This is a genomic window from Ruminococcus sp. RTP21198st1_G1_RTP21198_201120 (assembly GCF_040924265.1).
In the GTDB taxonomy this organism is placed as follows: domain Bacteria; phylum Bacillota; class Clostridia; order Oscillospirales; family Ruminococcaceae; genus Hominimerdicola; species Hominimerdicola aceti.
In genome coordinates this window covers 108,019-122,036 of sequence record NZ_JBCOMH010000006.1, presented here as the reverse complement: position 1 = coordinate 122,036, position 14,018 = coordinate 108,019, and the positions used below count along the sequence as shown (strand labels likewise).

At 41.7% G+C, this 14,018-nt stretch carries 13 protein-coding genes; 11 read left to right on the top strand and 2 right to left on the bottom strand.

Translation table 11 applies throughout. From position 1 onward, the window contains the following. The first annotated feature begins 123 nt into the window (after nucleotides 1-123). The 10 genes from AB5627_RS05560 (at nucleotide 124) to AB5627_RS05515 (ending at nucleotide 12,175) form a co-directional block, all read left to right on the top strand. Nucleotides 124-567, top strand: a complete 444-nt coding sequence (locus AB5627_RS05560) for a MarR family transcriptional regulator (RefSeq protein WP_022288297.1) — start codon at nucleotides 124-126, stop codon at nucleotides 565-567. Between the two features lie 9 nt (nucleotides 568-576). Beyond that, a complete protein-coding gene (locus tag AB5627_RS05555) occupies nucleotides 577-771 on the top strand; it encodes a DUF6472 family protein (protein WP_022288298.1) in 195 nt (64 codons plus the stop codon). A gap of 515 nt (nucleotides 772-1,286) precedes the next feature. Continuing rightward, nucleotides 1,287-1,523, top strand: coding sequence for a hypothetical protein (locus AB5627_RS05550; RefSeq protein ID WP_022288299.1), 237 nt, complete (start codon nucleotides 1,287-1,289; stop codon nucleotides 1,521-1,523). Continuing rightward, nucleotides 1,510-2,112: a signal peptidase I gene (gene lepB / locus AB5627_RS05545; protein ID WP_270762767.1), complete on the top strand. Its 603-nt coding sequence runs from the start codon at nucleotides 1,510-1,512 to the stop codon at nucleotides 2,110-2,112. Before AB5627_RS05550 ends, lepB begins: the two co-directional genes overlap by 14 nt. A 44-nt stretch (nucleotides 2,113-2,156) precedes the next feature. After that, nucleotides 2,157-2,384: a hypothetical protein gene (locus AB5627_RS05540; RefSeq protein WP_368369726.1), complete on the top strand. Its 228-nt coding sequence runs from the start codon at nucleotides 2,157-2,159 to the stop codon at nucleotides 2,382-2,384. Beyond that, on the top strand, nucleotides 2,312-7,924 hold the full coding sequence (locus AB5627_RS05535) for a Cna B-type domain-containing protein (RefSeq protein ID WP_368369725.1): 5,613 nt from the start codon (nucleotides 2,312-2,314) through the stop codon (nucleotides 7,922-7,924). The genes AB5627_RS05540 and AB5627_RS05535 overlap by 73 nt, the downstream gene beginning before the upstream one ends. Nucleotides 7,925-7,952: 28 nt before the next feature. Next, on the top strand, nucleotides 7,953-9,539 hold the full coding sequence (locus tag AB5627_RS05530; RefSeq protein ID WP_368369724.1) for an isopeptide-forming domain-containing fimbrial protein: 1,587 nt from the start codon (nucleotides 7,953-7,955) through the stop codon (nucleotides 9,537-9,539). A 63-nt stretch (nucleotides 9,540-9,602) separates the two neighbouring features. After that, the gene (locus AB5627_RS05525) at nucleotides 9,603-10,526 is read left to right on the top strand and encodes a class C sortase (RefSeq protein ID WP_046440730.1); all 924 of its coding nucleotides are present in this window, start codon (nucleotides 9,603-9,605) and stop codon (nucleotides 10,524-10,526) included. Then, nucleotides 10,516-11,496, top strand: coding sequence for a Cna B-type domain-containing protein (locus AB5627_RS05520; RefSeq protein ID WP_368369723.1), 981 nt, complete (start codon nucleotides 10,516-10,518; stop codon nucleotides 11,494-11,496). The genes AB5627_RS05525 and AB5627_RS05520 overlap by 11 nt, the downstream gene beginning before the upstream one ends. A gap of 43 nt (nucleotides 11,497-11,539) precedes the next feature. Beyond that, entirely contained in the window at nucleotides 11,540-12,175 is a 636-nt protein-coding gene (locus AB5627_RS05515) for a sortase (RefSeq protein WP_022288305.1), read from the top strand. 39 nt (nucleotides 12,176-12,214) lie between these two features. On the opposite strand, the gene AB5627_RS05510 is transcribed toward AB5627_RS05515, so the two are convergent. Further along, nucleotides 12,215-12,391: a hypothetical protein gene (locus tag AB5627_RS05510; protein WP_022288306.1), complete on the bottom strand. Its 177-nt coding sequence runs from the start codon at nucleotides 12,389-12,391 to the stop codon at nucleotides 12,215-12,217. A gap of 350 nt (nucleotides 12,392-12,741) precedes the next feature. Here AB5627_RS05510 and AB5627_RS05505 point away from each other — a divergent pair, with 350 nt between their 5' ends. Continuing rightward, nucleotides 12,742-13,419, top strand: coding sequence for a TVP38/TMEM64 family protein (locus AB5627_RS05505; protein WP_022288307.1), 678 nt, complete (start codon nucleotides 12,742-12,744; stop codon nucleotides 13,417-13,419). A gap of 46 nt (nucleotides 13,420-13,465) precedes the next feature. Here AB5627_RS05505 and AB5627_RS05500 read toward each other — a convergent pair whose 3' ends face one another. Further along, on the bottom strand, nucleotides 13,466-13,984 hold the full coding sequence (locus tag AB5627_RS05500; RefSeq protein WP_303159874.1) for a manganese catalase family protein: 519 nt from the start codon (nucleotides 13,982-13,984) through the stop codon (nucleotides 13,466-13,468). Nucleotides 13,985-14,018 lie beyond the last annotated feature (34 nt).

The window sequence follows — 14,018 nt, the reverse complement described above, 5'->3', positions numbered from 1 at the left end:
TTAACAAAATCAAATATTGATATATTTCTGCTATTGACAAATGAGAAGCGTATGTTATAATTACTGTGTGTGGAAAAATCAACGAAAATACGTTATAATTAGCTTTATGTGGAGGAAGTAAAAATGGTAGACAATGTACGTCGTGAATGTATCATGTCAATGTATGAGATATACCCTCTCAGCAGAAAATTGGTATTTGATACGTTTGATAAGAAAAAGTATGATATAACAAGAACTCAGCAGATAATAATGCTGTCACTATGTATTGAGGGAACGCTCACAATGTCACAGCTTGCAAGCAAGATAAACACTTCTAATGAGCAGGCAACAAGGGCTGTGGCACAGCTTGTTGACAAGGGCTTTGTTATCAGAATGCAAAACCCCGATAATCGCAGAGTTATCAACATCAGGCTCACTGACGAAGCTATGCGCTTTATGGAAAAGATGAAAAACGAGATACTTGATGATATACTTGGTAAATTTTCCAGCGTTTCAGATAGTGATATGAAAAAAATGAAGGACGCACTTGTATTTATAAATAGTATACTTAAAAAGGTGCTTAAATAGGAGGCTGTTATGACAAAGGCAAAGAAAATAGTCAGCCGTTGCGAAAGCTGTGTGAATTACGTTTTTGATGAGGATTGTGAATGTTACTGCTGCATGGTCGATCTTGACGAGGACGAAGCATACAGATCAATGAGCGACAGCGAATATAGCTGTCCTTATTACAGGCTTGATGATGAATATGCTGTTGTGAGAAAGCAAAATTGATGATAGATCGGTGAATACATGAAATTTGCCGATTTTTTTGCTTTGTCGAACGTGTAAAGTTTGAAAGCTTGTCAATGTAGACATGTAAAGTTTATTTGCTTTGCAGTGAACATTTGTCGTTAAATAAGGATCGATCTGGGACTAAATTAATATTTGGCTAATGATAGAAAGTTATTTATCAAAGTTTACAAAATATTAATAAATACAGTATTAGTATACAATGTTAAAATATTGACTATGCAGGCTGCTATAATCAAAATAGGAAAGATTTTTTGGGGGAAAGTTGCAATTAGCGTAAAAACGCAGGTTTCGTATTGTTTCATGTTCAAGGCTAATAAATATGCCGTTTTATCATCTGCCGGCACTATAAAAATGATAAATCAATATTGTGTAAACTATCAGTATATTTATATGTAATAAAATACAAATATGATATATTGTGGGACTGACAAATGGAAAATCAAGTGATATAATACTTGTAATTATATAGGCATACTGCGTCGGAGGTGAGGCTTTTGAAGGATAAGGCGCTTGAAAAATTGTCAAAAAATGAGCTGCTCGAGTTAATGCTTTATCTACGAAAAGAATATGATAAGCTTAACACAGAGAATGAAAAGCTTCTTCAAAAGCTCGAAGATAAAAAAAGTATCACTGACCGACTTGACAGGCTGGAGCGGCAGGTAGCTGCACTGACAGGTCACAAGCTGGTTGTTGAGCAGCCGGTAGTGGAGGAAGATCATGGCAGCAGATAGCAAGAACGAGGTGTTAAAAAAAAATGAGCTTCCTGATGTCCAGACACTTGAGCGCGTGGTAAAAAAGCGTCATGAAAGGCGGGAATATCTGAGGATACTCCGCAGCACCGTGGCGTCGCTTCTTGTTGTGGCAGCGGCAGCAGTGATCATATCAATGTTATTTTTGCCTGTTTTGAGAGTAACGGGTACAAGTATGACGCCGACTTTGCATGACGACGAGCTGGTGGTGTGCAGAAAGCGTGGAAGCTTTCAGAAGGGCGATATAGTTGCGTTCTATTATAACAATAAGATACTGTTGAAACGTGTTATCGCTACAGCAGGAGATGTGGTGGATATCAAGGAGGACGGTACTGTTATCGTCAACGGAAAAACCTTGAATGAGCCGTATGTTGACGGCAAAGCTCTGGGAGAATGTGATATCGAGTTGCCTTATCAGGTGCCTGACGAGAGAATATTCGTTATGGGCGACCACAGATCTACGTCTGTTGACAGCCGTACAAAGAGGATAGGCTGTATTGCTGAGGAAGCAGTGCTTGGAAAGGTCTCACTGAGGATATATCCTTTTAAAAGGATAGGCACAGTGGACTAGCGTTTATCATAAATAGTGTATAAATTCGGAGGGAGTGATCCGTTTTGCAGAATTTTAACGGTAAAGTTCGGCAATATCTAAAAGAAAATGAAAGGAAAAAACGCAGCCGCTTGTTCGGTGTGGTGCTGTCTGTAGTTATGACAGTGTCGGTGCTGGCAAGTCTTGTTATGCCTGCAATAAGTGCCACTGAGGGTACTTATTGCAGGCAGGTGGAGATGTTTCCTATAACGGCGGAAGCTATTCTTATAAGGATGCGAATAGCGTCACGATAAAATCCTATGATGCGGTCGGTTCAGGAAAAGACCAATCTAAAAAGATCGAATTCAATGTGGAATTTAATTTTGACAAGGGCGAAATGACCAATAGGTATATTTATTTCCCTATCGACGATAATGTTAGCCTGCCCGAGGGCGGTATACCGTCAGACGGAACCTGGGGCGATGTCGAGGATACTCACTTCGATGAAGGACATGGAATTTCAGGTAAGTACAGAGTCGACGAGATAGATGGAAAGAAGTATCTTTTTATTGAGTTTGACGAGCGATATCAACATAAAAATGAGAAGGACGCTATAAGCGGTAAGGCAAGCTTTGAGGGTAATGTAAAGCGTAAGGATACAGATACAGGTGATAAGACCACTGTTGAGATAGGCGGTCAGACGGTTGAAATAGACGGTTTTACTCCGCTCACTATGTCTGCCATAAAGGACGCAAGCGAAACTGCTGACGGAGTTAGGTGGACTATCACAGTGGACAATCCTGCAAAGAAGCCTCTTGACAGGATCGAGGACGAGCTTTTTAAGGATGCTGTTGACGGAAGCTTCACTGTTTCACCTGAGGGTGCAGGAAGCTATGACGCGTCAAGCGGAAAGTTTGTTTTCAGCGATGGATTCAGTGAAGAAAATGTTACCATAAGCTACACGACCCCATATCCTACAAGCGACCCGAATTTCGTTATGTCAGGTAAGGTGGAAAACAAATCCACCACATATGATAAGGACGGAAATGGAGTAAAAGCAGATAAAACTATTTATTCTGAGTCAAAGAAGGATAAGATCTCAAAAACAGGCAAGAATGTTGACTACGACAATAACGAAGTCACATGGGAAATTGTTGTAAGCAACCCTAGCGGTGCAGACCTCAAGGGCTATCACCTTTATGATGAAGCATTCCCTGATGCAAAGACAGGAAGCTTTGCACTTAAAGCTGATGATGGTTCAGATGTAAAATACACACTTGACGGAAACACGCTTACGTTTGACGATAAAACAACAGCGTCAAAAATTACTATCGAGTATGTGACAGCTATCGATCCTGACAAGGCGGAAACTACAAATACAGTTAAAATGCAAAGACCTGATAAAAGCCAACCATGGTCTGATATCACATCAAGTGAAACTGTTTATAATAGGTATCAGATATCAAAAAGTGGTTGGATAGATAATAACACGTTAGGTATACTCAAATGGGAAGTAACTGTTAAATGTAATGACAAAAATTCTACCCTTAAAGGCAAGACAATAACTGACAATATGCTTAAAGCAGGACAGATTGTCAGCATAAAGGTTGGAAATGATACCTTTGATGCAACAGTTGCAAGTGACGGTGAGCTTGTTTTGCCTGACAGAATAGGTGACAATAACGAGGTAGTTATTTCCTATGAAACAAAGGTTGCTGACTATGATCTTGGCGACCCTGACAGCAATGGAAATTATGCAGTGAAAAATACTGCAGGTATTGACGGATTCCATTCTGACAAGACAGTTTACTATAAACCTGTAAACGAGAAGTCAAAAACAGTTCTTGACATTTCTCAGGACGGAAGCAGTGTTACATATAAGTGGCAGGTAGAGGTCAAGCAGACAAACGGTTCCTTTAGGGGCAAGACTATAAGCGATATAATGAACGCTACGTCAAATGATGGTAAGTCAATAAAGAGCGTTCTTGACACTGATTCCATTATCATGTATGTTCAGAGAAATGGAACAGGAAGCTATGAACCGCTTGACAGTTCAAATTACACTGTAGTATCTAATGCCGACAACACTTCGTTTGAGATAAAGTTCAATGATAGTGAAGAATTTGACAATATAAACCTTGTGCAGATACAGTATAGCAGTACCGTAGATGTAACAGGTCTTGACGAGGGTACTATTATAAATGTAAATAACAAGGCTACTTATAAAGGTGAAACATTCGAGCCTAGTGCAGATAAGACTAAGTTTACTATAGGCGACAGCTCCAAAGCACCTTATGAAAAGTATGACGCTGCAAGCAGCACAGCAGGCGACACAGTGCATGATCTTAGCAGCCTGCCTGTTGTTACTGTAAATGGTGTTGAGTATTACAGGTTTGATTGGCGGCTTGATGTCAATAAGGACGGCACTTATGAGTATGAGGAAGATGTCGAGATCGTGGATACTTTGCCATCTGGCATGATCTTATATGAGAATAATGATTATCTGAAATATTCAACTGGCGGCAGTTCTTCAACCAATCAGCTTACGACGACTCCTTGGTATCAGTTTAGATATTCCTATGATAAGGGTACAAATAAGATAAACCTAGTAAAAACCGGATATAGCACTACGTATTGGACGTTCTATTACAGCACTCTTGTAAAGGTTGATGATGTTAAGAATGGTGTTTACAAGAATGGTACTGCAGCGTTCAAAAACACAGTCCAGGATAAAGCTGGAAAATATCCGGAGAGAAGCCAGACGCAGACAGTTAAGGAAAAGAACTTGAAGAAAACTTCTTCTCCGAAGTCCACCGGCTGTGAGATAACTTATACCATTGATGTTAACCCTAAAAAGCTCAAATGCTCAACAAACGGAATGATAACTCTCAACGATGTTATCAAGTGCGGAGGCACGGCTGTAGTTAAGACAAAGGACGCTCAGGGTAACGTTCAGACAAAAACGGTAAGCATAAATGGCAATTCCGCTGTTGACATGGATCTGAAGTCTATCAAGGTATTTGACGCAGATACGGGTGCAGAGCTTGCTGTGAGTGATTACAGTTATGTGATATCAGATCCGGAGGCAGTTGACAGCACAGTTTCTTGCAGTGCAGATGTTATTACCAACGAAAAGGGCAAGTTTATCGCTAACTTTATTCCAAGTGAAAGTATTGTTGGCGCTAAGGGTACTATTGATCTAACTTTGCCTGAAGGCTACGAAACCGGAAATATAAAGAGTTACTATGTGGCTTATGGCTATATGGACGGCAACAGCTTCAAAGAAGTAAAAGCCTTTGCCAACAAGAGAAGCGAGTGGTCAGATTTTGGCTCAAGCATATCCGTCCCTGTGGAAGAGGTTTCTTCTGAGAAGGCGGGCGGTGTTTTCAGAGTCGAATATGAATACAGGGATAGCAGCGGCTTTTCAAACACTGAAGTCAGCAATGAAAAAATGCTTTCGGCTGTAAAGTGTTCCGCACTGACTGCGAAGACACGAGATTTTGTAAAGAAACTTGAAATAAACGTTCCAGATCAGCGTCACCTGAAATTAGTTTACGTTTATACAGGAAGTCCTGCAAATGATGAGGACGCTGAGAACGATGGCTATAAAGTCCATGTGTTCAATAATATATCATTTGACACAAACGGCTCTGCTGTAAATGACAGTGAAGATAATGATTCCGAGTTTGAGTTGATAAATCAGTCAAAGGCGTCATCAACAACTGTTGAGCCATTTAAGCTTATGAAGGTAGACAGCGGAGACTATAGTATTATGCTTAAGGCTTCTTTTGAGATCTACAGATACACTAAGCTGGAAAATGGCACATACGATTGGCTCCCGGCAGTAGATTTCAAAGAAAATGCTGCGAAAGACAGAAATTCAGTTATCTGGGGAAGTTCGGCGCAGGATAAGGCGCAGACATTCAATGTAAATGCTGACGGGTCATACAACCTTGACCTTGAACCTGCCGCAGGCACCGGAGATACTGAGGGTCATCTTTATAAGCTTATAGAAAAGCAAAGTCCAGAGGGTTATCTTCTTGACGAAACTCCTATATATTTTGCTTTTAAAGTGCGTCCGGCTGTAGTTCCAAGTGAAGTCGGTGAGGACGGATATCAGTTCGTGAAGAACGGAGATATGTTCAGAGTAACAAATCTGCTGAAAGAGTTTAAGATAACTGCAAGCAAGGTTTGGAGCGATGGAAACGGCAATCATTCGGCAGAGAGCGTAAAGTTTCTTCTTGGCTCGTCTACAACTAAGGTTTTAAGCGGTGTTCCAGATGATATTCAGTGGGGCAGTGCTGAGGTAACTCTTAACGAAGCTAACAATTGGAAACATGAGTGGACAAAGCTTCCTGGATATACAAAGGTCGGCAATGATTACAAGCAGCTTTACTACTATATCAAAGAGATCGATCTTGCAACAGGATATGAGGCTGTATACAGTGCAACGGCAATGAGCAAAAACACTGATGTTACAGTTACGAACGTCAAGGGACTTAACATTACGAAGGAATGGCGTGATGAGCTTGGAAACAAGCTTGCTGACAGCGAGCTTCCTGCTGGTATCGACAAGATCGAGGCAGATGTTTATGAGTCCTCTGTTGCACCAAATTCAACTTCAAGAGTGAATGGAGATAACGGAATACCAACAGATTGCAAACTTATAAAAACTGTTTCTCTGGAAAAGTCTAAGAATTGGACGGTAGCTCTTGACGGTCTTGACAAGGACAAGTATTACTATGTTCTTGAAAAGAATATACCTGACGGCTTTGGCGTTACGTATACTTATTCAAATAACGGCAGTGCCACGGGCTTTGATACGATCGTCAATACCAAGAACCCGCAGAAGGTAGAAAATATGGATGTTCGCCTGCAAAAGGCATGGTCTGACGGCGATAGCAATACCCATACCAATGATAAGGTAACGTTCAATATCTATAGGTCAACAAATAAGGCTGATGTGCCTGAAAAATATAACAAGTTTACAGGCACAATGGATAAGGGACAGAATGTTAAATTCAAGATCCTTACAAGCAATGGTGCAGAAATGGCTCAGAACGGAAGCTTTGCCTCTGAGTATACCATGTATGGCTCAGCTAAGTTCAGCTTCACCCTTAATAACGCATGGCTCGAAAGGGGCGATATGAAATATTCCGGAGTAAGGCTTATCAATTCGTCTGGCGATGTTCTTGCTGAGTTCTACAGAGATAAGGATGTTTGGGACGGTGACAAAAATCAGAGTGTTGCGTCATGGAGCGCTTCAAGTAAGTATATAAGTGTGTCTGTTGCTGATCTTTATAATTCCAGCAAGTTCACAGTTGACCTCAGCGGTATTACTTCCGATGTTACAGTTGAGCTTACAGCAAAGGTCAATGATGATAGCAGTTGCTCTTATGAGGTAACAGCTAATGATCTTGGCACACCTGAGAAGACGAACGTTACACCTGTTCCTAATAAAGATGCGATACCTAGTGGTGAAGTATTCTTGTGGAAGCAGATAACGCTCACGGCTGATAACAACTGGTCAAATGCCGTTTCTCTTGAAGAAAATGACATCAAGGGCAATAAGTATTACTATTGGTTTGAGGAGATAGACGTGAACGGTCAGCCGATAAGCACATCGTCATACAAAGCTTACTTCAGATACAATGGCTCAGAAAATGAGAATTGCATTGATATGACAAAGAACGGTGATCAGTATGTTCAGGTCTATAACAACTCTGAGGAAACCTTGGGAGAGCTGCCTGAAACAGGCGGCATGGGTGTTATCCCATTCGTGGCAGCAGGCGGAACAGTCACTGTTGTTGCAACAATACTTTTAGTTACAAAGCGTCGCAAAAAAACGCTATAAATAATCAAATATGAAAGGATAATTTATTATGAAGATGAAGAAATTCGCAGCTCTTGCCGCTGCAACAGTTATGTCAGTTTCAGCTATTGCTGCAACATCAGCATTCGGAGTATTTGCTACTACTGATGCTGGCGTTAATAACATTGTTATCAAGGATTCTGATACAAACAGAGTATATAAGGCTTATCAGATCTTTGACCAGGCATCTGCAACAAATACTATCAAGTGGGGCAAAGGCATTAATGGCGATGCTCTGCTTACCAGCCTGAAAACTTCTGGTCTTAGCACTTATATGTCTCAGTTCGACAGTGCTGAAAGTGCGGTAGACGTTGCAAAGATAATCTCAGACGCAGATCATTGGACAAAGGAAGATACTGCCAAGTTTGCAAAAGCCGCTTCTGCCTGCATCATCGACAATAAGTCTGTAACCGCCTATGAAGATAACGGTGAGTACACTATTCCACTTCCAAATGCTGGCTATTATCTCGTTGTCGATGCAACAGAAAATAATGGTGTTGATAAGGCTAACTCAGCTCTTATCCTTAACGTTTCAGGCACAACAAACGTTACTCCAAAGAAGACGAAGCCAACACTTACAAAGCAGATCAAGCACAATGAGAGTGACTCATGGGGCGATGTTGGTGACAACGCAATCGGTGACGATGTAGAATTCAAGATCACAACAACTATACCAAGCGATGTATCAGCTTATGACAAGTATACATACACAGTTCGTGACCAGCTCAGCGAGGGCTTTACATTCAATGATAACCTTACATACAAGTACTATGACGCTGACGGTCAGGAGATCACTTCTGTTACAGTAGGTCCTAACACAACAGTTGGCGACGACAGCAGTACAACCGATTATAAGGAATCTTTCTATGTTACTTTCGATATCAAGGAACTTGTAAAGAACTATCCTACAGTTGCTAAGATCGAAACTTATTATTCTGCTAAGCTCAATGAAAAAGCTAAGGTAGCAGTTACTGCTCCTGACAGCGTGAACAATAACCCTAACACAGCTTATCTGACATATTCAAACAATCCTCAGGACACAACAGGTAAGGAGAAAGGTGAAACACCTAAGGTTACAGTTTATGACTGGACATTCTCACTTGTTGGTAACAAGGTAAACGAAAATGGCGAGCCTCTTGCAGGTGCTGCATTCCAGCTTAGGGATAAACACGGCGATGCTATTAGACTTGTCAAGATAGAAGACAATGTTTACAGACTTGAGATTGGCGATGAGGCAGGCTCTGTAGATACTATCTGGACAGACGCAACAGGTAAGTTCACTATCAAGGGCATTGATGATCAGACAACTTACAAGCTTGTTGAGACAGAAGCTCCTGCTCAGTATAACAGAGCTGATCCATATGAGTTCAAGTTTGACACAACATATGATCCTGCTAATACGCTTCAGTCCATTCGTATGCTCGACGGCACTGATTCAGGCACAAGCGGTTCAACAGTTAAGATCATAAACCAGAAGGGCGGCTCACTTCCAACAACTGGCGGTATCGGTACTCAGATCTTCTACGGTGTAGGCGGAGCTATCGTACTGGGCGCAGGTGTGCTTCTCATTGCTAAGAAGAGAGCTAAGAACGACTAATTTTTGAATTTATTTTTACCTTTGTCCTGCCGATCTCGGTCGGCAGGCATCAGGGAGGACTCCATGAGGAAGAAAAGCGGTAAATCAACTACAATTTTATTGGTCTTGTTATTGCTTGTGGGGCTCTCCGTGATGTTATATCCAACAATAAGCGATTGGTGGAACTCCAAAACGCAAAGCCGTGCGGTGGCGACTTATCAGAAAGCGGCAAATGACCTTTCTGACAAGGAGAATGAAGAGATACTCAGCCGTGCCAGAAAATATAATGAAGAGATAGCAAAGCTTGCCCGACCTTTTGTGGATTATGATCAGGTCAAGGGCTATGAGGATATCCTAGATATAACGGGGACGGGTGTTATGGGCTATATTTCCATTCCGACTATAAGGGTGGAGTTGCCTATTTATCATGGCACAAGTGACGGCGTGTTAAATGTCGCTGTGGGACATCTGCAGGGTTCGAGCCTGCCTGTTGGCGGAGCGGACACTCATTCGGTCATTTCAGCACATAGAGGTCTGCCGTCGGCAAAGCTTTTCAGCGACCTTGATAAGCTTGCAGAGGGCGATGAGTTCACTATAACAGTGTTGAAAGAGGTCTATACATATGAGGTCGAGGCTGTTTATATAGTTCTGCCTAATGAAATGGATAAGCTGAACATTATTCCAGGTGAGGATCATGTTACGTTGACTACCTGTACACCATACGGAGTCAATTCTCACAGGCTTCTTGTTCGTGCAAAGAGAGTTGAAACTGCGGACGATACAAAGAGTGTCTCAAAAATAACGGCAGACGCTGTTCAGCTCGATTCTCTTGTGGTCGTGCCTTTTGTAGCAATACCATTGTTTGTGGTACTGCTGGTGTGGTGGTTTGTGGATTCAAAACGCAAAAAAATCTCTCATGATGAGCTTGTGGCAATGCTGGATAAGCCAGAGAGTGACGATAATGTTGAAAATCTACCTGATAAGGAGAGTAGCAAAGATGAAACTTAAATTTTCTCAGCTTGCAAAGGCTGTTTTGTGTACGGCGGCAATGGCTGTTTCAGCCTTGGGAAGCATGACGATCTCAGCTTCTGCAGCGGATAATATCAATGTGAATATAGTGTGCAAAAATGATACAACGACTGTTAGTAATGCCGAGTGGAGTATATATAAGGTCGGTGAGCGTAAAGAAGCTGACTTTGTCCTTACCGGAGAGTTCAGCGATTATCCTATAGATATGTCTGATTTTACTGACGCTTCAAAAATGCAGGCTGTCGCTGATACGCTCGACAACTACGTAAAAACCGATGGCATAACACCAGTTTCAACAGGCAAGACGGACGCAAACGGTGAAGTAAAGCTTTCTGCTGATTCTGTGGGTCTGTATCTTGTTTCAGGCAAGAGTTTTGAAAACACAACAGCTAAGTTTACACCTTCTCCGTCACTTATCGAGATAGATAAGGATATCGTGGCTGAGGGTCAGATAACAGTTTACACCAAGTTCACATACGAAGAGATCCCAGCAGGGGACAGTGATTATGGTGTAAGAAAGTCGTGGATAGTTCCTGATGGTCAGGAAAAGCTCATACCTGATAGTATCAAGGTGGAGATATATCGTGATGGCAAGCTTTTCGATACTGTTACTCTTGACGCTGACAACAATTGGGAGTATTTCTGGAAAGACAATTCTGCGGCTGAGTGGACAGTTAAGGAGATAGATATTCCTGCCAACTACACAGTTGTTACCAAAAACAATGACAAGCTGTTTCTTATAGAGAACACATATAAGTCAGACAGTTCGAGTAATACAGATAGTAGTTCAAGCACACCTGACAGCAGCTCGTCAGGCTCTGATTCATTAAGCTCAACGCCTGACAATATACCACAGACTGGTTCGCTCAACTGGCCGGTGCCTGTACTTATAGGCGGTGGAGTTATCCTTATCGTGGCAGGTTGGAGAGTAAGCAGAAAAGAGAAATAAAGGCGAAACCACATAGGCTTGCCTTTACAACAGGAGAAAAATAGTGACTAAAAAAAAGCTAGGACTTTTGTTGATAATAATGGGGATAATGCTGATAGCGGCGGCATTATCCCTTAATTATTACAACTATTTTCATGAAAAGCAAAGTAATAAAAGGATGGAGGCTGTGCTGAGTGATCTGAAAACGCAGATCTCAGACAGTTCAGAGGACAGCGACAGCAGTTCACCCTTTGACATTTTTGACGATAGTCGATCCACGGACAGCGAGATAGATGACCCGGATAAGGATATCGTGCTTGACGGCAACTCATATATAGGCTTGATTTCATTCCCGACACTGGGGCAGGAGTTTCCTGTGACTCGTGGCTGGAGCTATGCTGCAATGAATACTGCAGCTTGTCAGTACAGCGGCAGACGTGTAGACAATGATCTTATAATCTGCGCTCACAATTACACAGGCTTTTTTGATAAGCTGGATAAGCTCAGCTCAGGTGACCAGGTCATTTTCACCGATGTTTACGGCAGAGAATTTAACTATACTGTCACAAACAGCGAACTGCTGAGCGGCTGGGATTCTCCATCGCTCATAAAAGGTGGTGGCAGCGACTGGGATCTGACCTTGTTCACCTGCACATGGAGTGGTTACAGCAGAGTGACTGTAAGACTTGTTTATTCATAAATACATCAAAAACGCACAGAGTTCTACACCCTGTGCGTTTTATATTCCTGCGGCATGTCTTATTTTTTTTATATCAAAAGTTTTTAGTTTGTCATCGTATATGCAGTGTCGTCTTGACTTTCTTGGGCGGCGACGTGTATAGTCAATGGCTTCTTCAAGGTCATTTGTTTGAAAAACTGGACGTTTCATTGCTTTGTTGTATACTGTGTATCTCATAAAAATACCTCCCAAATAATTCTTATAATTAATTATAACATTAATTGGTACGTTGGTCAATAGCAATATTGTACAAATTTAACCTATTAATTAGATATACATAAATTAAAACAGAAATCGACTTGTTTAAGAACACTTCACGACATAAGACGACATAATTCTACTTATAAAAATTATAGTGATAGTGGGATATTGTGCAAAAATGAGAATGGTTGGTCAATTTGACGAACGATAAAGTTATAAATTTGTTTTGACAGCGAAAGTTGTAACACAGTTTTCATTGATTGATAATTAATTGAACATTCAAATATGGTATAATACCCTAAAGAATCGGAGAGGAGCGAGGAGTTATGGATAGCTTTGTGCGAAAATATGGAAGATATGTACCCTTTGCTTTAACTATTATCATAATATTTTGCTGTGCTCTTTTTCTGAAAGACCATGAGTTTTCTGAGATACTCAGTTATTGCCCGGACAATTTGTGGCTTGCCGCATTTGTTATTCTGGGGTTTTATGGATTGAAGTCTTTGTCGGTGGTATTCCCACTTGCGGCTATTTTTGTGTGCGTGGGTGCAATATATCCGTTCTGGGTGGGCATTTTGTTGAATGTAATAGGACTATCGGTGTGTTTTACTGTTCCTTATCTTGTGGGAAGAATATCTGGTGGCGATATCATGCGTGTTATTGAGATGAAATATCCTAAGGCACGAAAGCTTGTAAATTATGGGCATGACAATAATCTGTTCGCCTCCTACATTTCAAGGGCAGTGGTGGTTGTGCCGGGCGACCTTGTTTCAATGATACACGGCGCACTGCGAATGCCTTACAGACCATATCTTCTAGGCTCGATAATGGGAGTGATGCCTGAAATGCTTGTGCAGACATATATTGGAACACAGTTGAAGCATTTGACAATAAAATCAGTGCTTGTGATGATAGCACTCATAGCCGCAACGCTGGCTTTTTCGCTGATACTTAATAAAAAGGTCAGCAGGAGCGGCAAGCAGATGGACAAGGAAGATTTTTGATATATGTACAAAAAAGCGGACTGATAACAACAGCCCGCTTTTTTTATTATTTGTCAAAGCTAGGATTGAAAGCGTAGAAATTTTTGCTGTCAAGCATATCCTGAATAAGTCTTAGTCCTTCGCCGAAGCGCTGATAGTGGACTATCTCACGTTCACGAAGAAACTTGATAGGGTCACGGACATCAGGATCGTCAGCAAGCCTGAGAATGTTGTCGTAGGTCAGGCGGGCTTTTTGCTCAGCAGCAAGGTCTTCGTGTATATCAGCAATAGCGTCACCGGTACTTTGGAAGATTTCCGCAGAAAATGGTACACCAGAGGCGGCTATAGGGTAAACGCCTGTAGTGTGGTCAACAAAATAGGTGTCAAAGCCACTGTCTTTTATTTCCTTGAGGGAGAGGTCACGGGTCAGCTGATAGATAATAGTGCCGATCATTTCGATGTGGGCAAGTTCTTCCGTGCCGATATCGTTGAGTATTGCCTGCACCTCACGACAGGGGGCTGAGTAACGCTGATTGAGATAGCGAAGCGCTGCACCAAGTTCGCCGTCCGCACCACCAGACTTCAAAAAGTTATACCCACTCTAAAACCGCCTAAATACG

What these genes read in the sequence shown, in the direction of transcription:
- AB5627_RS05560 (WP_022288297.1), top strand. Translation starts at nt 124, where the DNA reads ATGGTAGACAATGTACGTCGTGAATGTATCATGTCAATGTATGAGATA.
- AB5627_RS05555 (WP_022288298.1), top strand. Translation starts at nt 577, where the DNA reads ATGACAAAGGCAAAGAAAATAGTCAGCCGTTGCGAAAGCTGTGTGAAT.
- lepB (WP_270762767.1), top strand. Translation starts at nt 1,510, where the DNA reads ATGGCAGCAGATAGCAAGAACGAGGTGTTAAAAAAAAATGAGCTTCCT.
- AB5627_RS05530 (WP_368369724.1), top strand. Translation starts at nt 7,953, where the DNA reads ATGAAGATGAAGAAATTCGCAGCTCTTGCCGCTGCAACAGTTATGTCA.
- AB5627_RS05525 (WP_046440730.1), top strand. Translation starts at nt 9,603, where the DNA reads ATGAGGAAGAAAAGCGGTAAATCAACTACAATTTTATTGGTCTTGTTA.
- AB5627_RS05520 (WP_368369723.1), top strand. Translation starts at nt 10,516, where the DNA reads ATGAAACTTAAATTTTCTCAGCTTGCAAAGGCTGTTTTGTGTACGGCG.
- AB5627_RS05510 (WP_022288306.1), bottom strand. Translation starts at nt 12,391, where the DNA reads ATGAGATACACAGTATACAACAAAGCAATGAAACGTCCAGTTTTTCAA.
- AB5627_RS05505 (WP_022288307.1), top strand. Translation starts at nt 12,742, where the DNA reads ATGGATAGCTTTGTGCGAAAATATGGAAGATATGTACCCTTTGCTTTA.